Origin of the sequence: Pseudomonas sp. Pf153, assembly GCF_001269775.1 — a bacterium.
Taxonomy (GTDB): Bacteria; Pseudomonadota; Gammaproteobacteria; order Pseudomonadales; family Pseudomonadaceae; genus Aquipseudomonas; species Aquipseudomonas uvaldensis.
Genome location: NZ_LHVL01000009.1, coordinates 495,192 through 515,146, shown reverse-complemented (window position 1 = coordinate 515,146; position 19,955 = coordinate 495,192). Strand labels below are relative to the sequence as shown.

The 19,955-nt window shown below is 61.4% G+C and carries 20 protein-coding genes; 6 read left to right on the top strand and 14 right to left on the bottom strand.

The genetic code is table 11. The annotated features are described in order from the left end of the window. The 6 genes from AD666_RS07280 to AD666_RS07255 form a co-directional block, all read right to left on the bottom strand. The gene (locus tag AD666_RS07280) at positions 1 to 1,902 is read right to left on the bottom strand and encodes a potassium transporter Kup (protein ID WP_053149454.1); all 1,902 of its coding nucleotides are present in this window, start codon (positions 1,900 to 1,902) and stop codon (positions 1 to 3) included. A 217-nt stretch (positions 1,903 to 2,119) separates the two neighbouring features. Continuing rightward, positions 2,120 to 2,413 carry an antibiotic biosynthesis monooxygenase gene (locus AD666_RS07275; protein ID WP_053149451.1) on the bottom strand — a complete coding sequence of 98 codons (294 nt, stop codon included), beginning with the start codon at positions 2,411 to 2,413 and terminating at the stop codon, positions 2,120 to 2,122. Between the two features lie 38 nt (positions 2,414 to 2,451). Beyond that, the gene (locus AD666_RS07270) at positions 2,452 to 3,414 is read right to left on the bottom strand and encodes a zinc-dependent alcohol dehydrogenase family protein (RefSeq protein ID WP_053149448.1); all 963 of its coding nucleotides are present in this window, start codon (positions 3,412 to 3,414) and stop codon (positions 2,452 to 2,454) included. 64 nt (positions 3,415 to 3,478) lie between these two features. Beyond that, on the bottom strand, positions 3,479 to 3,781 hold the full coding sequence (locus AD666_RS07265; protein ID WP_003177098.1) for a helix-turn-helix transcriptional regulator: 303 nt from the start codon (positions 3,779 to 3,781) through the stop codon (positions 3,479 to 3,481). 154 nt (positions 3,782 to 3,935) lie between these two features. Beyond that, positions 3,936 to 4,937 carry an NADP-dependent oxidoreductase gene (locus AD666_RS07260; RefSeq protein WP_053149445.1) on the bottom strand — a complete coding sequence of 334 codons (1,002 nt, stop codon included), beginning with the start codon at positions 4,935 to 4,937 and terminating at the stop codon, positions 3,936 to 3,938. Next, on the bottom strand, positions 4,934 to 5,728 hold the full coding sequence (locus AD666_RS07255) for an SDR family oxidoreductase (RefSeq protein WP_053149442.1): 795 nt from the start codon (positions 5,726 to 5,728) through the stop codon (positions 4,934 to 4,936). Before AD666_RS07255 ends, AD666_RS07260 begins: the two co-directional genes overlap by 4 nt. A gap of 169 nt (positions 5,729 to 5,897) precedes the next feature. Between AD666_RS07255 and AD666_RS07250 the strand changes: the two genes are divergently transcribed. After that, entirely contained in the window at positions 5,898 to 6,494 is a 597-nt protein-coding gene (locus AD666_RS07250; RefSeq protein ID WP_053149439.1) for a TetR family transcriptional regulator, read from the top strand. Between the two features lie 35 nt (positions 6,495 to 6,529). On the opposite strand, the gene AD666_RS07245 is transcribed toward AD666_RS07250, so the two are convergent. From AD666_RS07245 to def, 5 genes are all read right to left on the bottom strand, one after another. Then, the gene (locus tag AD666_RS07245) at positions 6,530 to 6,841 is read right to left on the bottom strand and encodes a tetratricopeptide repeat protein (protein WP_053149436.1); all 312 of its coding nucleotides are present in this window, start codon (positions 6,839 to 6,841) and stop codon (positions 6,530 to 6,532) included. A 180-nt stretch (positions 6,842 to 7,021) separates the two neighbouring features. Continuing rightward, complete coding sequence (gene trkA / locus AD666_RS07240; RefSeq protein WP_053149433.1) at positions 7,022 to 8,395, bottom strand: Trk system potassium transporter TrkA; 1,374 nt, start codon at positions 8,393 to 8,395, stop codon at positions 7,022 to 7,024. Between the two features lie 24 nt (positions 8,396 to 8,419). Then, positions 8,420 to 9,727 carry a 16S rRNA (cytosine(967)-C(5))-methyltransferase RsmB gene (gene rsmB / locus AD666_RS07235; protein WP_053149430.1) on the bottom strand — a complete coding sequence of 436 codons (1,308 nt, stop codon included), beginning with the start codon at positions 9,725 to 9,727 and terminating at the stop codon, positions 8,420 to 8,422. After that, complete coding sequence (fmt, locus tag AD666_RS07230; RefSeq protein WP_053149427.1) at positions 9,724 to 10,683, bottom strand: methionyl-tRNA formyltransferase; 960 nt, start codon at positions 10,681 to 10,683, stop codon at positions 9,724 to 9,726. The genes rsmB and fmt overlap by 4 nt, the downstream gene beginning before the upstream one ends. Positions 10,684 to 10,754: 71 nt before the next feature. Beyond that, on the bottom strand, positions 10,755 to 11,261 hold the full coding sequence (gene def, locus AD666_RS07225; protein WP_053149424.1) for a peptide deformylase: 507 nt from the start codon (positions 11,259 to 11,261) through the stop codon (positions 10,755 to 10,757). 155 nt (positions 11,262 to 11,416) lie between these two features. Here def and AD666_RS07220 point away from each other — a divergent pair, with 155 nt between their 5' ends. The 3 genes from AD666_RS07220 (at position 11,417) to AD666_RS07210 (ending at position 14,236) form a co-directional block, all read left to right on the top strand. Continuing rightward, entirely contained in the window at positions 11,417 to 12,442 is a 1,026-nt protein-coding gene (locus AD666_RS07220; RefSeq protein WP_053149422.1) for a LysM peptidoglycan-binding domain-containing protein, read from the top strand. Positions 12,443 to 12,522: 80 nt separating this feature from the next. Next, a complete protein-coding gene (gene dprA, locus AD666_RS07215; protein ID WP_053149419.1) occupies positions 12,523 to 13,617 on the top strand; it encodes a DNA-processing protein DprA in 1,095 nt (364 codons plus the stop codon). Between the two features lie 61 nt (positions 13,618 to 13,678). Next, complete coding sequence (locus tag AD666_RS07210; protein WP_053149416.1) at positions 13,679 to 14,236, top strand: L-threonylcarbamoyladenylate synthase; 558 nt, start codon at positions 13,679 to 13,681, stop codon at positions 14,234 to 14,236. A gap of 180 nt (positions 14,237 to 14,416) precedes the next feature. Here the strand turns inward: AD666_RS07210 and AD666_RS07205 are convergent, their stop codons facing one another. Beyond that, positions 14,417 to 15,394, bottom strand: coding sequence for an NADPH:quinone reductase (locus AD666_RS07205; RefSeq protein WP_053149714.1), 978 nt, complete (start codon positions 15,392 to 15,394; stop codon positions 14,417 to 14,419). Between the two features lie 162 nt (positions 15,395 to 15,556). On the opposite strand from AD666_RS07205, the gene hemF reads away from it, so the two are divergent. Continuing rightward, complete coding sequence (gene hemF, locus AD666_RS07200) at positions 15,557 to 16,471, top strand: oxygen-dependent coproporphyrinogen oxidase (RefSeq protein ID WP_053149401.1); 915 nt, start codon at positions 15,557 to 15,559, stop codon at positions 16,469 to 16,471. A 9-nt stretch (positions 16,472 to 16,480) separates the two neighbouring features. Further along, entirely contained in the window at positions 16,481 to 17,302 is an 822-nt protein-coding gene (gene aroE, locus AD666_RS07195; RefSeq protein WP_053149398.1) for a shikimate dehydrogenase, read from the top strand. A gap of 61 nt (positions 17,303 to 17,363) precedes the next feature. On the opposite strand, the gene AD666_RS07190 is transcribed toward aroE, so the two are convergent. Together AD666_RS07190 and choX are read right to left on the bottom strand one after the other, a co-directional pair. Beyond that, a complete protein-coding gene (locus AD666_RS07190; RefSeq protein ID WP_053149395.1) occupies positions 17,364 to 18,932 on the bottom strand; it encodes a SulP family inorganic anion transporter in 1,569 nt (522 codons plus the stop codon). A gap of 94 nt (positions 18,933 to 19,026) precedes the next feature. Beyond that, on the bottom strand, positions 19,027 to 19,947 hold the full coding sequence (gene choX / locus AD666_RS07185) for a choline ABC transporter substrate-binding protein (RefSeq protein ID WP_053149393.1): 921 nt from the start codon (positions 19,945 to 19,947) through the stop codon (positions 19,027 to 19,029). Positions 19,948 to 19,955 lie beyond the last annotated feature (8 nt).

Here is a 19,955-nt window from a genome sequence, read left to right as displayed (position 1 = left end):
TTACATTTCCACCTGGGTGCCCAGTTCGATCACCCGATTCAATGGCAGCTTGAAGTACTTGAGGTTGCTGTTGGCGTTTTTCAGCAAAAAGGCGAACAGGCTTTCTCGCCAACGGGCCATGCCTATGCGTTTGCTCGGGATGACGGTTTCCCGGCTCAGGAAATAGGTGGTGCGCATCGGGCTGAAGTCCAGTTCAGCCAAGTGGCAGAGGCTCAACGCCAAGGGCACGTCGGGCTCTTCGATAAAGCCAAAGTGCAGGCTGACCCGGAAGAATCCTTCACCATAGGCGTGCACCTCGAACCGGCGTTCGGCGCTCACCCGTGGGCTGTCTTCAGACACCACGGTGAGCAACACCACTTGCTCATGCAGCACCTGGTTATGCAGCAGGTTGTGCAACAGTGCGTGGGGGACCGCATCGGTCCTGGCCGTGAGGAATACTGCCGTTCCCTGTACGCGATGGGGAGGTTGCGAACGGATGCTGCCGATGAACAGCGGCAGCGGCAGTGCCGTTTCATCCAACCGTTCGACGACGATGTTGCGGCCGCGCTTCCAGGTGGTCATCAAAATGAACAGGCCAATACCGGCAATGACCGGAAACGCACCGCCCTGGAAAATCTTTGGCGCATTGGCCGCGAAGTACAGGGTGTCGACCAGAAGAAAACCGATCAGCATCGGAATGGCCAACCAACGTGGGGTTTTCCAGAGCAGCAGGACGACAGCCGAGGACAGAAGGGTGGTGATCAACATGGTGCCCGTCACCGCGACGCCATAAGCAGCCGCTAAGGCGCTGGACGATTCGAAACCGATCACCAGCAGCACCACGCCGACCATCAACGCCCAGTTAACCGTGCCAATGTAAATTTGCCCCTGCTCCTGGCTGGAGGTGTGCTGGATGAACATCCGCGGGACGTATCCCAACTGGATGGCCTGGCGCGTCAGGGAAAAGGCACCGGAGATCACGGCTTGGGAAGCGATGATCGTCGCCAGTGTGGCGAGCGCAACCATCGGCAGCAGAGCCCAGCCGGGCGCAAGCAGATAAAACGGATTGCGCACGGCCTCCGGGTTTTCCAGGATCAAGGCCCCTTGGCCAAAGTAATTGAGTGCCAGCCCTGGCAGCACCAGCAGGAACCAGGCACGGGAAATGGGTTTGCGGCCGAAGTGGCCCATATCGGCATACAACGCTTCGGCGCCGGTCAATGCGAGAACCACGGCCCCAAGGATGGCCACGCCGATTCCCGGATGAGCGATAAAAAAATGCACGCCCCAATAAGGATTGAGCGCTTGCAGCACTTCCGGCCGCTGCAAGATGCCGTAGATTCCCAGTGCACCTAACACGACGAACCACAGCACCATCACCGGGCCGAACAGGATGCCAATGCGAGCCGTGCCGTGTTTCTGTATCAAGAACAGCACCACCAGCACGATCACTGACAAGGGCACAACCCAGTGTTCAATTCCGTCAAACGCCAGCTGTAGCCCCTCGACCGCCGAGAGCACTGAAATAGCCGGGGTGATCATGCTGTCACCGTAAAAAAGCGCCGCACCGAAGAGGCCAAGCAGCACCAGTACCTTGCTCAGGTGCGGATAAGGCGCCGCCGCGCGGCGGGCCAGCGCGGTCAACGCCATGATGCCGCCTTCGCCCTGGTTGCTGGCGCGCAGAATGAACAGGACATATTTGATCGAGACGACCCAGATCAGCGACCAGAAGATCAACGACAGAATGCCCAGCACGCCCTCATGATTGGCCTGGATTGCGAAGTGCCCGGAAAAAACTTCTTTCAACGTGTAAAGAGGACTGGTGCCAATATCCCCATAGACCACCCCGACCGCAGCGACGAGCAAGCCCAGCCCTGATGTTTTGGATGACGAGTTTTCATGGGTAAGGGTCGCGGTTTCACTCAAGGTTCGCTTCTCTCGAATGGCGGGGAAGAAGTCGTACAGGCACGGACGATCAGGAGAATCGCCGCCAGTATCTTTGAGGGTGGAAACAGCAGTCGTAAAGAAAGCGTAAAAATCTTTGGCTGATTGAAGCGCTAGCCGTTGCCCCTGGGTGACAAAAAATAGAAACGGGGAGGATTTATTTTCAGAATAAATCCTCCCCGTTTCTGTTTGGACACGCCTAGAAACTGCCCCCCTCAACATGGTAGACCTTCGGTTCTCCCGAGAAATATTCCTCCAGGCCCATCATGAACAGGCGATGGTCTTCACTCGCTTCGAAGCCCGGCGTGTGATCTTCCAATGATTGCCATCGCACGATCAGGTTGAATTGCTCGGGGCTTTCAATTCCTTGCGCGAGCAGGTGGCCGCCATAGCCCTTGGCGCGGGTGAGCAATGGGGCGACTTCGGCAAATGCACTTCGGAAACCTTCAATGCGTTCTTTGTGAATGGGGAGCACAGCGATTTCATAAACCATGATGCACCTCTGAATTGTCTGCGCAGTTACGGAATGAGTTACGGCTCGACGGCAATCGCGATTTTGCCTCGCAGGCCGTTGTTGGGACTTTCCAGTCGGGCATGGGCCAGGGGAATGTCGGCGAGCGAGTAGACGGCGCCGACGTGTGGGCGCAGCTGACCGCGGGCGATCAGGGCGCTCAACTCATCGAGCTTGCCGCGGTTTTGCCGGGTGAACACGAAGTGATAGCTCGCGTTCTTGCCCCAGGCCTGGACGAGGTTTTGTGGCTGGGCGATGTCGACGATCGAGACGACGCGGCCCAGTTGGGCGAGCACGTCGGGGCTGCGCGACAGGGTGTTGCCGCCGATGGTGTCGAACACGACATCAACGCCGTGGCCAGCGGTTTCCCGAAGGACGGCATCGACATAGTCTTCTTTCTCGTAGTCGATGATCACGTCGGCACCCAAGTTGCGGACGAACTCGGCGTTCGTGTCGCGCACGGTGGTGAATACCCGGGCGCCCATGGCTTTGGCCACTTGGATCGCGACATGCCCGACGCCTCCAGCGCCGCCGTGGATAAGAATGCTCTCCCCGACCCTGAGCGCCGCACGCACCACCAGCGCTTCCCACACCGTCCCGCCCACCAGGGTCAGGCTTGCGGCCTCAAGATGGCTCAACTCGGGCGGTTTCTTCCCGACAATGCTTTCGGCCGCGACGTGGTACTCGGCGTAGCTGCCTGACCCTTCAAATATCTGCGGGGTGTACCAGACTTCGTCTCCAGGCGCGAAGGTGGTCACACCCGGCCCAACGGCTTCGACCACGCCAGATACGTCGTGGCCGGTGATGGCCGGCAGTGGCACCAGGTCGGGATAGTCGCCGCGTCGAACCTGGTAATCCAGTGGGTTGATGGAAGTGGCGTGCACACGGACCAGGACTTGCCCCGCTTGCGGCACAGGCTTGGGCACGTCGCGCAGTTCGAACGATTCAGGACCGCCGAATGATTTCAGCATCATCGCTTTCATGGTAAATCCTCGCATCTAGAAAAAGGGATATCGAGATATCTCGATATATTGTGGCAAAAAAATACTACAGGTCTTTCCCGATGATCTCGGCCAGAGCGCTGATGGTTGCTTCATTGCGTTTGTAGTAGGTCCACTGGCCGATGCGCCGCACTTCCACCAGGCCCACCCGTTGCAGCGTTGCCAGATAACCGGACACCGTTGACTGCGACAGGCCGATGCCTTCCTGGATACTGCTGACGCAGACGCCGACCGTGTGAACGTCACCCTCATCCTGCGGGGGAAAGTTCTTTGCCGGATCCTTCAAACCTTTCAGGATTTGGAGACGTGTCGGGTTTGAGAGGGCTTTGAATATTTCGAGTAGGTCCATGCGGCGAGGATATCGAGATTTTTCGATATGTCAATACATAGGATCGGTCGCTCGTAGCCCAGTGATCCTTATCGTGTGTCGGGAGTGAGATCGTCATCGCGGGCAAGCCTCGCTCCCACAGGATCATCGTCGGCTATTGGCTAATTGGCTTCGATCACTTCATCCTGACAACCACCTTTCCCTTCGCACGGCCCTGGGCCAGGTAATCGAGCGCTTCCTTCGCTTGTTCGAAAGAAAAGACTCGGTCAATCACCGGTTTGATCCGTTCGGCGCTGATCAGGTTGCCAATCTCATTGAGCTGGGCGCCATCCGGGTGAACGAAGAGGAACGAATAAGTCACGTCGTGCTTTTTCGCGAGGCTCCTGATCTTGCGACTCATCAGACCGAATACGAAGGCAAGGAAGACGTTCAGCCGGCGGGTCTTGGCAAAGGCCTTGTCCAGCGGGCCGACGAGGGAGACGATCTTGCCCCCCCGATTGAGAATGCCCACGGACTTTTCAATCGCATCCCCTTTGGTGGTGCCGAGTACCACGTCGTATCCGCTTAGCACCCGTTCGAATGCCTGCGTCCTGTAATCGACGATCTCATCCGCGCCCAGGCTGCGAACCAGCTCGATGTTGGCGGCGCTGGTGGTCGTGCCCACCGTGGCGCCCAGGTGTTTGGCCAGCTGGATCGCGAAGGTGCCGATGCCCCCTGAGCCTGCGGGGATGAAGACTTTCTGGCCGGGCATCAGATTGGCGCGTTGTTTCAACGCTTGCCAGGAAGTCAGCCCGACCATGGGGATGGAGGCGGCTTGCACAAAGTCCAGGTTGTCCGGTTTCAGTGCGGCGACACGCTCGGGTACGACAGCGAACTCGGCGATTGAACCAGTGCCGAGATCGAAAATGCTGGCGAAAATCGCATCCCCTACTTTGAAGCGAGTCACTGCGCTGCCGATCTGCGTCACCACGCCAGCAAGGTCGCTGCCCATGACGGCCGGGAGCTGGAGCTTGATGACGGGCTTGAACATACCGGTCAGGATCATGTTGTCGATGGGGTTCACCCCGGCCGCGTGAACCTCGACCAACAGCTCGTCAGGCTTGAGGGTCGGGCGCGGAACCTGCTCGAACCCGACCTCCGGCGACTTGCCATAGCGTTTGAATGTGAGTGCTCTCACTGCACGGATTCCGGTTGATAACGCTCGGCGGCATGGGCCTGCCGAATGTCTGACATCAAGCCCTGACGGGCCTGCTCCAAGGCACTCCAACGTTCCTCTACGTGCAGCGGTGGGATGGTCACCAGCTCCCGGCGGTCATAGCCGATCAGGGCCGCATCGACGAGTTCTTCGACATCCATCACTTCGGGCAAGGCGTTGATATCAAACCCTGCGCGCTCCCAGATTTCGGTGCGGGTGGCCGCCGGCAATACCGCTTGGACGTAGACACCTTTGGCGGACAATTCCAGGTGCAGTCCCTGGGACAGGAACAGGACGAAAGCCTTCGTGGCGCCATACACCGACATGCCGAATTCAGGTGCAAAACCCACCACCGAGCCGAGGTTGACGATGGCGCCCGTACCCGACTGGGCAAAGCGAGGAGCCACCGCAGCCGCCAGGCGAGTGACCGCCAAGACGTTCAGCGAAACAAGCCGGTCGATCGCATCGGCGCTCTGTTGAACGAACCCGCCGGCCTGCGCCAGCCCGGCGTTGTTGATCAGTACACCAATGCGAGAGTCCTCACGCAGGCGGGCTTCGACTGCGCCAAGATCGGTGGCGGAGGTCAAATCAGCCTGGAGCACTTCGACAGCAATGCCGTTTTCTTCGCGAAGCTGCGCGGCCAGCGCCTCAAGGCGCTCTTTATCGCGTGCAACAAGGACCAAGTCGTGACCGCGATGGGCAAAGCGCTTGGCATAGGTGGCGCCGATACCGCTGGAGGCGCCGGTGATGAGAACAGTCGCAAGTGTGGTCATGGTGAGGCTTCCTGATGGCTTCTGTGAGGTGTGTTTCAACCGGAGATGGTCGGCTTCCGATACGGAATGACTTTTATGATTACGACCAAACTCTAAAAAGTCAACGTTTTGATGTTGCTCGACATCAATGTATGATGATGCCCTGTGTGGACAACGTTTGGATTGGATGATGAAAGTCACGAAACAACAGGCGCAGGCCAATCGTGCGCATATCGTGGAAACCGCCTCAGCGCTGTTCAGAGAACGTGGGTACGACGGCGTCGGTATCGCGGATCTGATGGCGGCTGCCGGTTTTACCCAAGGCGGGTTCTACAAGCACTTCAATTCCAAGGCCGATCTGATGGCCGAGTCATCCGCGTGCGGTATCGAGCGTTCGGCCGTGCTGACGACAGGCAATTCCGCCGAGGAGTACATCAGGTTGTACCTGGCGCGCGAGCACCGCGATGACCGCGCCAGCGGGTGCACGCTGGCAGCCTTGTGCGGTGATGCAGCGCGCAAAGAGGAAGGGGTTCGAGCCACCTTTGCCGCGGGTATCGAGACTCAGCTGGCGGTGCTGCTCAAAGGCCGGACCGAAAGCGGCCAAGCAGACGCTGAGGCTGCCCGGGCGCAGTGTCTTTCCAACATGGCCCATGCGCTTGGCGCGCTTGTCATGTCACGAGCCTGTCCGGACGATTCGCCGTTGGCCGATGAAATTCTAGCGGTGTGCCGTGATGCGATTCTGGAAACGCTTGCGTCGAGGACAGCGGCGGTTGAGCAGCCCGTTTAAGGACGGCTGACTTGGCTTGATCGTCGGTTTTTGTGTCAGGAATGGCGGTCCAGTTTTTTCAGGAACACGGTCATTTCCTTTTCAGCCTGCTTGTCGCCGTGGGCTTGGGCGGCTTGCAGGCCTTGTTCCCAGGCGTGGCGGGCGGCTGGGAGGTTGCCTTGGCCCTGGTGGGCCTTGCCCAGAAGCTTCCACGCGGCGGAGTATTTGGGATCGAGTTCAATGCAGCGCTGGAAGTGTTCGGCGGCGCGAGGGTAGTCGCCCAGGTCGAGGTAGCCTTTGCCCAGGCCGAAGCGCAGCAGGGGATTGTCGATGCCCTTGGCTAGCATTTTTTCCAGGGATTCGAGCATGGGGACCTGTCCTTTTTGGGTTGTTCCAGTGGCTGATCTGTTGAATGTTAGATGGCTATCGCGAGCAGGCTCGCTCCCACAGGGGATCGCTGGTAAACACAAATCTTGTGAGCAGCATTGAACCACTGTGGGAGCGAGCCTGCTCGCGATGAGGCCCTTGGCATCACTGCAAAACCCGGATCAGAAAAAACTCAACCCAACATGAAACAGCTTCTCGACATCGCGAATGTGCTTCTTGTCCACCAGGAACAGGATCACATGGTCGCCGGTCTGGATCACGGTGTCGTCGTGGGCGATCAGGACCTCTTCGTCTCGTATGATCGCGCCGATGGTGGTACCGGGCGGCAGGCCGATGTCGCGGATGGCTTTGCCGATGACTTTGCTGGACTTGGCATCGCCATGGGCAATCGCTTCGATGGCTTCGGCGGCGCCGCGGCGCAGGGAGTGGACGCTGACGATGTCGCCGCGTCGCACGTGGGCCAGCAAGGTACCGATGGTCGCCAGTTGCGGGCTGATGGCGATGTCGATGTCGCCGCCCTGGATCAGGTCGACGTAGGCCGGGTTGTTGATGATGGTCATCACTTTTCTCGCGCCCAGGCGCTTGGCCAGTAGCGAGGACATGATGTTGGCTTCGTCGTCGTTGGTCAGGGCCAGGAAGATGTCGGCGTCGGCGATGTTTTCTTCCAGCAGCAGGTCGCGGTCCGATGCACTGCCCTGCAACACCACGGTGCTGTCGAGGGTGTCGGAGAGGTAGCGGCAGCGCGCCGGATTCATCTCGATGATCTTCACCTGGTAGCGGCTTTCGATGGCTTCTGCCAGACGTTCGCCGATCTGCCCACCGCCGGCGATGACGATGCGCTTGTAGTTCTCGTCGAGACGGCGCATTTCGCTCATCACAGCACGAATGTTCGCCTTGGCAGCGATGAAAAAGACCTCGTCGTCCGCTTCGATCACCGTATCGCCCTGGGGCAGGATCGGACGGTCACGTCGGAAAATCGCCGCGACCCGTGTCTCCACGTTCGGCATGTGCTCGCGCAGCTGGCGCAGTTGCTGGCCCACGAGCGGCCCGCCGTAGTAGGCCCTGACCGCCACCAGTTGCGCCTTGCTCTCGGCAAAGTCGATCACCTGCAAGGCGCCGGGGTGCTCGATCAGGCGTTTGATGTAGTTGGTCACCACCTGCTCGGGGCTGATCAGCACGTCCACCGGGATCGCTTCGTTGTCAAACAGGTCGGCGCGGGTCAGGTAGGCCGCTTCGCGCACGCGGGCAATCTTGGTCGGAGTGTGGAACAGGGTGTGGGCCACCTGGCAAGCGACCATGTTGGTTTCGTCGCTGTTGGTGACGGCCACCAGCATGTCGGCATCGTCCGCGCCGGCCTGGCGCAGCACGGTCGGCAATGAACCGCGTCCTTGCACGGTACGGATGTCGAGGCGGTCGCCGAGGTCGCGCAGACGGTCGCCGTTCGTATCGACCACGGTGATGTCGTTGGCCTCGCTGGCCAGATGCTCCGCCAGCGATCCGCCAACCTGTCCTGCGCCGAGGATGATGATTTTCATCCGCTCACTCCTATTGAATCGGTCTTAGCCGCGCGCGGCGATTTTTATCAGCTTGGCGTAGTAGAACCCATCATGGCCGCCTTCCTGAGCCAGCAACTGACGGCCATGGGGCTGCTTCAGGCCGGCCTGACTGGCAATGTCCAGCTCCCGCGCGCCCGGCGTGCGAGTCAGGAAAGCCTCGATCACTTCAGTGTTCTCGGTCGGCAAGGTCGAACAGGTGGCATAGAGCAGGATGCCGCCCACTTGGAGGGTCTGCCATAAGGCATCGAGCAGTTCGCCCTGCAATACCGCCAGTGCGGCGATGTCGTCCGGCTGGCGGGTGAGTTTGATGTCGGGGTGACGACGAATCACACCGGTGGCCGAACATGGCGCGTCCAGCAGGATCCGCTGGAACGGCTTGCCGTCCCACCAGCTCGCGGTGTCGCGGCCGTCGGCGGCGATCAGCTTGGCGTCGAGGCCCAGGCGTTCAAGATTTTCCTTTACCCGCACCAGGCGTTTGGCCTCCAGGTCCACGGCCACTACACCGGCCAGCTTCGGCTCGGCTTCGAGGATGTGGCAGGTCTTGCCACCCGGCGCGCAGCAGGCGTCCAGTACCCGTTGGCCCGGCGCCAGTTCCAGCAGGTCGGCGGCCAGTTGCGCGGCTTCGTCCTGGACGCTGATCCAACCTTCGTCAAACCCCGGCAGGGTGCGCACATCGCCGGGGGTTTCCAGGACGATGCCATCGCGGCTGTGCTGGCAAGGGATCGCCGGGACGCCCGCCTCGCCCAGCAACGCCAGGTAGGCATCGCGAGTGTGGTGGCGACGGTTGACCCGCAGGATCATCGGCGGATGGGCGTTGTTGGCCGCGCAGATGGCTTCCCACTGCTCGGGCCAGAAAGCTTTCAGGGATTTCTGCAGCCAGCGCGGGTGGGCGGTGCGTACCACCGGGTCGCGCTCCAGTTCGGCCAGCAGGCTTTCGCTCTCCCGCTGGGCGCGGCGCAACACGGCATTGAGCAGGGCCTTGGCCCAGGGTTTTTTCAGTTTGTCGGCGCAACCCACGGTCTCGCCGATGGCGGCGTGAGCGGGGACGCGGGTGTAGAGCAGCTGATAGAGCCCCACCAGCAGCAACGCTTCGACGTCGGCGTCGGCGGCCTTGAACGGCTTCTGCAACAGCTTGGCCGCCAAGGCCGACAACCGTGGCTGCCAGCGGGCGGTGCCGAATGCCAGGTCCTGGGTGAAGCCGCGATCACGGTCTTCCACCTTGTCCAGCTGGGTCGGCAGGGAACTGTTGAGCGAGGCTTTGCCGCTGAGGACAGCGGCGAGGGCCTTGGCGGCGGCCAGACGCGGATTCATGAGGCGTCCGCCGTTTGGCCGAGGACCGTGCCGAGGGTAAATTTCTCGCGGCGGCTGTTGAACAAATCGCTGAAGTTCAGCGCCTTGCCGCCGGGCAATTGCAGACGCGTCAGACACAGCGCCTGCTCGCCACAGGCAACGACAAGGCCGTCCTTGCTGGCGCCGATGATGTGTCCCGGTGCGCCCTGCCCTTCGGTCAGGCGGGCCGCCAACACTTTCAGGGCTTCGCCGTTCAAAGTGCTATGGCAGATCGGCCAGGGGTTGAAGGCCCGCACCAGACGTTCCAGTTCGACAGCCGGGCGGCTCCAGTCGATGCGCGCCTCGTCCTTGTTCAATTTGTGGGCGTAGGTGGCGAGGCTGTCGTCCTGCACTTCGCCTTGCAGCGTACCGGCGGCCAGGCCGGCGATGGTCTGGACCACCGCTGGCGGACCGATCAGCGCGAGGCGGTCGTGCAGGCTGCCGCCGGTGTCTTCGGCGCTGATGGGGGTGCTGACCTTGAGCAGCATCGGCCCGGTGTCCAGGCCGGCTTCCATGCGCATCACGGTCACGCCGCTTTCGGCGTCGCCGGCTTCCACGGCGCGCTGGATCGGCGCCGCACCGCGCCAGCGCGGCAACAGCGAGGCGTGGCTGTTGATGCAACCCAGACGCGGAATGTCCAGCACAGCCTGGGGCAGGATCAAGCCATAGGCGACCACTACCATCAAATCCGGCTTCAATGCGGCCAGTTCAGCTTGTGCCTGCGCGTCTCGCAGGGTCGGCGGCTGCAGCACTGGGATGCCATTTTCCACGGCCAACTGTTTGACCGGGCTGGGCATCAGCTTTTGTCCGCGACCGGCAGGGCGATCCGGCTGGGTGTAGACCGCGACGATCTCGTGGGGGCTGGCCAGCAGGGCCTTGAGGTGTTCGGCGGCAAATTCGGGAGTGCCGGCAAAGACGATGCGCAGTGGCTCAGTCATGGGAAGCTCTCAATTACAAGGCAGTCGCAAAAAGAAAAAGGCTTGCCGCAGCAAGCCTTTGAAGAGGGGCGTCAAGCATTCTGGCGGTGGATTTTTTCCAGTTTTTTCTTGATCCGGTCACGCTTGAGGGTCGACAGGTAATCCACGAACAACTTGCCGTTGAGGTGGTCACACTCGTGCTGGATGCACACCGCCAGCAAGCCCTCGGCAATCAGCTCGTAGGGTTGGCCGTCGCGGTCCAGGGCCTTGATCCTGACCTTCTGGGGGCGGTCGACGTTTTCGTAGAAGCCCGGTACCGAAAGGCAGCCTTCCTGATATGGCTCCATCTCGTCGGTGAGGGTTTCGAACTCCGGATTGATGAACACCCGCGGCTCGCTGCGGTCTTCGGAGAGGTCCATCACGACGATACGCTTGTGCACGTTGACCTGGGTCGCGGCAAGGCCGATGCCCGGCGCTTCATACATTGTTTCAAACATATCATCGACCAACTGGCGCACTTCGTCGTCCACTACGGCCACCGGTTTGGCGATAGTGCGCAGGCGCGGGTCCGGAAATTCGAGGATGTTCAAAATGGCCATAAGCTTGATCAATGCACGTGTGAGGTAAAGTCGGGTGGCTGGCCTGGCGTGTCTTGGGATGCAGGCTACCGTTGTAAAACGCTGCTTCTGAATCGGCGCGAGCCATGGGGGCTCTGGCGTTTTACGCGAACGCACATGATAAAGGGATTCACCGCATGAGGAAATCACTACTCGCCCTGCTGCTCCTGGCCTCGGCCGGCCTTGCGCATGGGCAAGTGCAACTTCGGGAAGGTTTTCCGCAGCAATACACTGTGGTGTCGGGGGACACGCTGTGGGACATTTCCGGCAAATACCTGCGTGAACCCTGGAAATGGCCCGAACTCTGGCAGGCCAACCCGCAGATCGAAAACCCGAACCTGATCTATCCCGGCGACACCCTGACGCTGGTCTACGTCAACGGCCAGCCACGGCTGATCCTCAATCGCGGCGCGTCGCGAGGCACCATCAAGCTATCGCCGCGCGTGCGCAGCTCGCCGGTGGCCGATGCGATCCCAAGCATTCCGCTGCAGGCCATCAACAGCTTCCTGCTGAGCAACCGTATCGTCGACACACCTGAAGATTTCGACAAGGCCCCCTATGTGGTCGCCGGCGATGCGGAACGAGTGCTCAGCGGCATGGGGGACCGGATCTTTGCCCGTGGCATGTTCGACCCGAACCAGACGGCGTATGGCATCTTCCGCCAGGGCAAGGTCTATACCGACCCCGAGACCAAGGAATTTCTGGGTATAAACGCCGACGACATCGGGGGTGGCGAGGTCGTCGCCACCGAAGGCGATATCACCACCCTCGCGTTGCAACGCACCACCCAGGAAGTCCGTCTCGGCGATCGCCTGTTCAGCGGCGAGGAGCGCTCGATCAACTCGACCTTCATGCCCAGCGCGCCCAAAACGGACATCGATGGGCTGATCCTCGATGTGCCACGTGGCGTGACCCAGATCGGCGCGCTGGACGTGGTGACCCTGAACAAGGGACGTCGCGACGGGCTGGCCGAAGGCAACGTCCTGGCGGTGATGAAAACCGGCGAAACCGTGCGCGACCGCATTACCGGTCAACCGGTGAAGGTCCCGGACGAACGGGCCGGCCTGCTGATGGTTTTCCGCACCTACGACAAGCTCAGCTATGGCTTGGTGCTGTACGCCTCGCGCTCTCTGGCGATCCTCGACAAGGTGCGCAATCCATAACGGGTTTCACAACTTACCAACAGAGTTATCCACAGCTTGTTCCCGCATGAGCGGGGCCTATTACGATCAAGGACGATCGCATGTCATTACCTGAATCTGCTTCGGTTTCCCCAGCGGAACTGGAGGCTCGGTTACGCCTGCACCGCTTGCCGGAGCTGGGTCCCAAACGTTTCATGACCTTGATGGAGGCCTTTGGTTCGGCCTCGAAAGCCATCAGCGCGCCGGCCAGCGCATGGCGTGCGCTGGGGCTGCCGGCGACCTGTGCCGGGGCACGGCGCGATCCGGATGTGCGTGACGGCGCCGCCCAGGCATTGGCCTGGCTGGAGCGCGAGGGCCAGCATTTACTGATGTGGGACCAGCCTGAATACCCCGCGCTGCTGGCGCAGATCAGCGATGCGCCACCGCTGCTGTTCGTTGCAGGCGACCCGAGGATTCTGGAGAAACCTCAGTTGGCGATGGTCGGCAGTCGTCGCGCCTCGCGACCGGGCATGGACACGGCGGCGGCATTTTCCCGCAGCCTGGCCAGTGCCGGTTTTGTCATCACCAGTGGCCTGGCATTGGGCATCGATGCGGCAGCTCATCAAGCGGTGCTGGACGTCGGCGGACAGACCGTCGGGGTGCTGGGTACCGGTCTGGAAAATTTTTATCCACAGCGTAATCGTCGCTTGGCCAATGCCATGATCGACCAAGGCAGCGCGGTGTTGTCGGAGTTTCCGTTGGATGCGCCGCCCCATGCCAGCCACTTTCCGCGCCGTAACCGAATCATCAGCGGTTTGTCCCTTGGCGTGCTGGTGGTCGAGGCAAGCGTGGCCAGCGGCTCGCTGATCACCGCACGACTGGCGGCGGAACAGGGCCGCGAGGTGTATGCCATTCCAGGGTCGATCCATCACCCCGGCGCGAGGGGCTGCCACCAATTGATCCGCGACGGCGCGGCCTTGGTGGAAACCGTCGAGCATATCCTCGAAGCGTTGCGCGGTTGGCAACGGATATCGGCGACCTCGGAACCCGCGCCAGTGACTCATCCACTGCTGCGCCTGCTTCATGCCGCACCGCAGAGCAGCGAAGCATTGGCCGACGCCAGCGGCTGGGGCTTGCCCAAGGTCCTGGCCGCACTGACCGAACTGGAAATGGAGGGACGGGCCATCTGCGACAATGGACGTTGGTTTGCACGCTAGGTTTTATGGGGAAGATCGGTAAACTGCGCACAGCCTTATTGTGTGTTGCGGAGAAACTTTCATGGTCAACAGTTGGCGTGTGCAACAAGCCGCGCGAGAAATTCGCGCCGGGGCGGTGATTGCCTATCCAACCGAGGCGGTCTGGGGCCTGGGCTGCGATCCGTGGAACGAGGAAGCGGTCGAGCGCTTGCTGGCGATCAAGTCGCGGCTGCCTGACAAGGGGTTGATCCTGGTGGCCGATAACATCCACCAGTTCGATTTCCTGTTCGAAGACTTTCCCGAGGCCTGGATGGACCGCATGGCCAGCACCTGGCCGGGGCCCAATACCTGGCTGGTGCCGCATCAGAACCTGCTACCTGAATGGATCACGGGCGTGCACGACACCGTGGCACTACGGGTCAGCGACCACCCGATCGTGCGCGACCTGTGCTCGCTGGTCGGGCCGCTGGTCTCCACCTCGGCCAACCCCCAGGGCCGCCCGGCGGCGCGTACGCGGATTCGCGTCGAACAATACTTCCGTGGACAGATCGATCTGGTACTCGGCGGCAACCTGGGCGGACGCAAGAACCCCAGCGTCATCCGCGACCTGGCGACCGGCAAAGTCGTCCGCCCGGACTGAGCAGAGTCCACCCTCGGCACCTTGCACACCCTCTGTGGAAGAGGGCTTGCCCGCGAAGGCATCGGCACATTCAGCATAGATGCAAGCCGATCCACCGCATTCGCGAGCAAGCCCGCTCCCACAGGTTTTTTTGTCAGGTGCAATATCTGTGAGCGCCCCACATTAGGTTTGCCACAACCCTCAAGGCAGGAGAATGGTCGACCCCGTCGTCCGCCGCGCCGACAGTTCAGCCTGAGCCTTGGCCGCATCCGCCAGCGGATACCGCTGGTTGATATCCACCGTGAGCTTGCCGCTGCTGATCATCCCGAACAGTTCATCCGCCATGCGTTGCAGGTTTTCGGCGTTGTTGGCGTAGGTCGCCAGGGTCGGGCGGGTGACGTACAGCGAACCTTTGGCCGAGAGAATGCCCAGGTTCACACCTTCCACCGCACCGGAGGCGTTGCCGAAGCTCACCAGCAAACCGCGGGGCGCAACGCAGTCCAGAGAGGTCAACCAGGTGTCCTTGCCAACCCCGTCGTACACCACCGGGACTTTCTTGCCGTCAGTCAACTCCAGGACACGCTGCGCGACGTTTTCCTTGCTGTAGTCGATGGTCTCCCAGGCGCCATGGGCCTTGGCAACGGCGGCTTTTTCCGGCGAACTGACGGTGCCGATCAGCTTCACGCCCAGGGCTTTGGCCCATTGGCAGGCCAGGGAGCCCACGCCACCGGCCGCGGCGTGGAACAGGATGGTTTCGCCGCCCTTGAGTTCATAGGTCTGGCGCAGCAAGTACTGGACGGTCAGCCCTTTGAGCATCACCCCGGCGGCCTGTTCGAAACTGATGGATTCCGGCAGGTGCACGAGATTGGCCTCCGGCAGCACATGCACATCGCTGTAGGCCCCCAGCGGACCGCTGCCATACGCCACCCGGTCACCGACCTTGAAGCGCTTGACCTCGCTGCCGACTGCCTCGACCACGCCCGCCCCTTCGGCACCCAGCCCCGACGGCAAGGCCGGTGGCGGATAGAGACCGCTGCGGTAGTAGGTGTCGATGAAGTTCAGGCCGATCGCCCGGTTGCTCACGCGCACTTGCTGCGGGCCCGGCTCGGCGGGCTGGTAATCCACGTACTCGAGCACTTCGGGACCGCCGTGGGAACTGAACTGGATGCGTTTGGCCATCATCACTTTCTCCATGTCTGAGGACTTTTATCAAGCCTGCTATCGGACTCCTATGCTTGACCGTCGTCAACTGTGGCATGGCCAGCGGCGGTGTTATCCTGTGCGCCCATTTGCCACCGGCTCGTTATACGCCGCGTGGCTCAGACCTGATAAGGGGATGTCATGACCACTCGCACCGAGGCCGTGAAAGCCTATCTGCTCGACCTGCAAGACCGCATCTGCGCTGCCCTGGAGGCCGAGGATGGAGGCACACGTTTCGTCGAAGACGCCTGGACCCGGTCTGCCGGAGGCGGTGGTCGCACTCGGGTGATCGCAAACGGTACAGTCATTGAAAAGGGCGGCGTCAACTTTTCCCACGTCTTCGGCAGCGGTCTCCCACCGTCGGCCAGCGCTCATCGACCTGAACTGGCCGGGCGTGGTTTTGAAGCCCTCGGAGTGTCGCTGGTCATCCACCCGCACAACCCCCACGTGCCGACCTCCCATGCCAACGTGCGCTTTTTCATTGCCGAAAAGGAAGGCGAAGAACCGGTCTGGTGGTTCGGTGGTGGCTTCGATCTGACGCCGTATTACGGCGTGGAGGAAGATTGCGTGCACTGGCACCGCGTGGCCGAGCAGGCCTGCGCCCCCTTCGGCCCAGAGGTGTACCCACGCTACAAGGCCTGGTGCGACAGCTATTTCCACCTCAAGCATCGCAACGAACCCCGGGGCATCGGCGGTCTGTTTTTCGATGACCTGAACGAATGGGATTTCGACACCTGCTTCGCGTTCATCCGCGCCATCGGCGACGCTTACATCGATGCTTACCTGCCCATTGTGCGCCGCCGCAAACATGACCCGTTCACGGCCAAGCAACGGGAGTTCCAGGAGTTTCGCCGTGGGCGCTACGTGGAATTCAATCTGGTCTACGACCGCGGCACCCTGTTCGGGCTGCAATCGGGAGGACGGACCGAGTCGATCCTGATGTCCCTGCCGCCGCAGGTGCGTTGGGGCTACGACTGGAAAGCCGAACCCGGCAGCGAAGAGGCGCGGCTGACCGAGTATTTCCTGCAGGATCGCGATTGGCTGGCGACGGCCTGAGGGATGTCCATGGATCGCTATGTTGTCATGGGTAACCCGATCGGCCACAGCAAGTCGCCGCTGATCCACCGCCTGTTCGCCGAACAGACCGGGCAGGTGCTGGACTACAGCACGCTGCTGGCACCCCTGGAGGATTTTTCCGGGTGTGCGCAGGCATTTTTCCGCGAAGGTCGTGGGGCGAATGTCACTGTGCCGTTCAAGGAGGACGCCTTTCGCCTGGCCGACAGCCTGACCGAGCGTGCGCAACGGGCCGGCGCGGTCAACACCTTGAGCAAGCTCGACGACGGGCGCCTGTTGGGCGACAACACGGACGGCGCCGGGCTGGTAAGGGACCTGACGGTCAATGCCGGTTTCAGCCTCAAGGGCAAGCGCATCCTGTTGCTGGGGGCCGGTGGTGCGGTGCGCGGCGCCCTGGAACCTCTGTTGGCCGAAGCACCGGCCTCGGTGATCATCGCCAACCGCACGGTGGAAAAAGCCGAATTGCTGGCGCAGTTGTTCGCCGACCTGGGCCCCGTCTCGGCCAGCGGTTTCGACTGGCTGCAGGAGCCAGTGGATCTGATCATCAACGCTACGTCCGCGAGCCTGTCAGGCGCCGTGCCGCCGATTGCCCCTAGCCTGATCGAGCCCGGCCGGACCTTCTGCTACGACATGATGTATGGCAAGGAACCGACCTCCTTCTGCCGCTGGGCCAGCGAACACGGCGCGGCGGTAGCAATGGATGGCCTGGGCATGCTGGCGGAACAGGCGGGCGAAGCGTTTTACTTGTGGCGCGGCGTTCGTCCGGACACTGCACCGGTGCTGGCCGAGCTGCGGCGACAGCTCGCTCTCTAGCGGCTGCGGGGAGAACTGTGGGAGCAAGCTTTGCTCCCACAGGTTGTGTCAGTCGGGCCTGTCAATCTTCGAAGTGAATCGGGCAGTTCTGAGCCCCTTCGAGCTTCTTCAACTCCTCCACCACCTGCGGGCGCGCCCTGCGCAGGGTCAGGCTGCGGCCCTGGCTGCGCAGACGTCGGGCTTCCTGGTGAAGCATTTCCACCCCGGAATAGTCGATAAAGTTGATCTGCGGGGCATCGATCACCACCCGTTGCGCTTGCAGCCGTTGCAGCCGCACTTGCAGATAATGGCTGGCACCGAAAAAGATCGAACCTCCAACCCGTAGGATGTCGGCGTCAGCTTCGTGGGAATGTTGCACCCGTGGCTGTGAGGTGCGCTTGAGGTAGAAAAACAGCGACGCCAGCACGCCCGCGTAAATGGCGGTTTGCAGTTCCAGCAGCAATGTCGCCAGACACGTCAGGCTCATCACCATGAATTCGGACCGGCTCACGCGGTACAGCGCCCGGATGCCGCGATGGTCCACCAGGCCCCAGGCAATCAGCAGGATGCTGCCGGCCATGGCCGGGATCGGGATATGCGCGATCAGCCTCGCGCCGGCGACTGCGAACAAGGCTACCCACAGCGCCGAGAACACTCCCGCCAAGGGTGAACAGGCGCCGGCTTCATAACTGAGGCCGGAACGGGTGAAGGAACCGGCTGACAAGGAGCCGGAAAAAAAACCACCAACGATGTTGGAGAGCCCCTGCGCCCGAACCTCTTGGTTCGCATCGAGCAACTGCCCGGAACGTACCGACAGCGAACGGGCGATGGACAAACTGGTCACCAGCCCGAGCATGCCCACCGCAACGGCCCCAGGCAGCAGACGCAGTATCAATTCCAGGTCCAGCGGCAACGCCGTGAAGGGTGGCAAACGCCCGGCAAAAGCGCTGACCAGCCTCACATGCCCGAACATCGCCGGCCACAACCAGACCACCAGGCTGCTGATGACCAACGTTATCAACAGGCTCGGCCAGCGCGGCAACAGCCGCTTGAGCACTACCCCCAGCACCAGCGTCCCCAGCCCCAACAACAAGGAAGGTTTATCCACAGCCCCGATATGGCTGAGCAGCATCAGCAGGCCCTTCAACGCCGTGGCTTCGTTGGGCAGGTCGAGGCCCATCAGGTTCGGCAACTGCCCCAACGCGATCACCACCGCCGCGCCCAGGGTGAAACCCAGCACCACCGAATGGGAGACGAAATTCACCAACGCGCCGAAACGCAACAGCCCTAGCAACCACTGAAAAATGCCCGCCAGCACTGTCAACAGCAGGATCAAGGTGATGTAGTCCTGGGTCGCGGGCACGGCCAGGGGACTGACGGTGGCGTATAAGACAATGGAGATGGCCGCCGTAGGACCGCAGATCAGGTGCCAGGACGAACCCCACAAGCAGGCGATCAATACCGGCACGATGGCTGCGTACAAACCGTACTCCGGTGGCAAGCCAGCGATCAGGGCATAAGCGATGGATTGCGGCAAGGCCAGGATCGCACCGCTCAGGCCGACGATCAGGTCCCGACCGACACTGGCACGGGTCTGCCGGGGCAGCCAGCTCAGGAAAGGAAAGAGTGAGTGGCGAGACGGGATTGCCATAGGGCCTCAGGGATGGGGTTTGGCGAAAGAGTAACAGGACAACGCGCCGCTCTCTCTGTGGCGAGGGGATAAATCCCCTCGCCACAAGCCGGCCTTACAGCTTGGCCTTCACCGCCGCCAACGCATCCTTGCCATCAACGGTCTTCACACCGTCCAGCCACTTATCCAGCACCGCCGGGTTGGCCTTGATCCAGGCCTTGGCCGCGTCAGCATTGCTGACTTTCTTGTTCACCACCTCGGCCATGATGCTGTTTTCCATCTCCTGGGTGAAACTCAGGTTGGTCAGCAGCTTGCCAACGTTCGGACAGGCCTGTGCATAACCTTTGCGAGTCAGCGTGTAGACACTGCCGGTTTCACCGAAATATTTCTCGCCGCCCTTGAGGTAGTGCATCTTCAGCTGCACGTTCATCGGATGCGGTGTCCAGCCGAGGAAGGTCACGAACTTCTGTTTCTTCACAGCCCGAGACACCTCCGCCAGCATCGCCTGCTCACTGGATTCCACCAGCTTCCAGTCGCCCATGCCGAAGTCGTTGGTCTTGATGATGTCCTTCAAGGACTGGTTGGCAGGCGCACCGGAGCCGATGCCGTAGATCTTCTTCTCGAACTTGTCAGCAAATTTGTTCAGGTCGGCGAAGTTATGCACACCTGCTTCCCAGACGTAATCCGGGACCGCCAGGGTGAACTCGGTGCCGTCCAGGTTCTTGGCCAGTTGCGTGACATCGCCATTGGCCACGAACTTGTCGTAGAAGCCCTGCTGCGCCGGCATCCAGTTGCCCAGGAACACGTCGACCTGACCGTCTTTAAGGCCGCCAAAGGTAATCGGCACCGCAAGGGCATCTACCCTGGGCTTGTAACCCATGCCTTCCAACAGGAAACCGGTGATGGCGTTGGTCGCCGCGATATCGCTCCAGCCCGGATCGGCCATCTTCACGGTTTCGCAGCTCTGCTCGGCCCACGCCGAAGCACTGCCCAACGCCAACAGCCCAGCGGCCAGTACTGTGGATAACTTTTGCATGTGCTTCC

Bases quoted from the DNA above. Each gene is read 5' to 3' on its own strand.
- hemF (WP_053149401.1), top strand. From the start codon at position 15,557: ATGACCACTCGCACCGAGGCCGTGAAAGCCTATCTGCTCGACCTGCAA.
- def (WP_053149424.1), bottom strand. From the start codon at position 11,261: ATGGCCATTTTGAACATCCTCGAATTTCCGGACCCGCGCCTGCGCACT.
- AD666_RS07265 (WP_003177098.1), bottom strand. From the start codon at position 3,781: ATGGACCTACTCGAAATATTCAAAGCCCTCTCAAACCCGACACGTCTC.
- AD666_RS07250 (WP_053149439.1), top strand. From the start codon at position 5,898: ATGAAAGTCACGAAACAACAGGCGCAGGCCAATCGTGCGCATATCGTG.
- AD666_RS07220 (WP_053149422.1), top strand. From the start codon at position 11,417: ATGAGGAAATCACTACTCGCCCTGCTGCTCCTGGCCTCGGCCGGCCTT.
- choX (WP_053149393.1), bottom strand. From the start codon at position 19,947: ATGCAAAAGTTATCCACAGTACTGGCCGCTGGGCTGTTGGCGTTGGGC.
- dprA (WP_053149419.1), top strand. From the start codon at position 12,523: ATGTCATTACCTGAATCTGCTTCGGTTTCCCCAGCGGAACTGGAGGCT.
- AD666_RS07270 (WP_053149448.1), bottom strand. From the start codon at position 3,414: ATGAAAGCGATGATGCTGAAATCATTCGGCGGTCCTGAATCGTTCGAA.
- AD666_RS07275 (WP_053149451.1), bottom strand. From the start codon at position 2,413: ATGGTTTATGAAATCGCTGTGCTCCCCATTCACAAAGAACGCATTGAA.
- aroE (WP_053149398.1), top strand. From the start codon at position 16,481: ATGGATCGCTATGTTGTCATGGGTAACCCGATCGGCCACAGCAAGTCG.
- AD666_RS07245 (WP_053149436.1), bottom strand. From the start codon at position 6,841: ATGCTCGAATCCCTGGAAAAAATGCTAGCCAAGGGCATCGACAATCCC.
- AD666_RS07210 (WP_053149416.1), top strand. From the start codon at position 13,679: ATGGTCAACAGTTGGCGTGTGCAACAAGCCGCGCGAGAAATTCGCGCC.
- AD666_RS07190 (WP_053149395.1), bottom strand. From the start codon at position 18,932: ATGGCAATCCCGTCTCGCCACTCACTCTTTCCTTTCCTGAGCTGGCTG.
- rsmB (WP_053149430.1), bottom strand. From the start codon at position 9,727: ATGAATCCGCGTCTGGCCGCCGCCAAGGCCCTCGCCGCTGTCCTCAGC.
- fmt (WP_053149427.1), bottom strand. From the start codon at position 10,683: ATGACTGAGCCACTGCGCATCGTCTTTGCCGGCACTCCCGAATTTGCC.
- AD666_RS07255 (WP_053149442.1), bottom strand. From the start codon at position 5,728: ATGACCACACTTGCGACTGTTCTCATCACCGGCGCCTCCAGCGGTATC.
- AD666_RS07205 (WP_053149714.1), bottom strand. From the start codon at position 15,394: ATGGCCAAACGCATCCAGTTCAGTTCCCACGGCGGTCCCGAAGTGCTC.
- trkA (WP_053149433.1), bottom strand. From the start codon at position 8,395: ATGAAAATCATCATCCTCGGCGCAGGACAGGTTGGCGGATCGCTGGCG.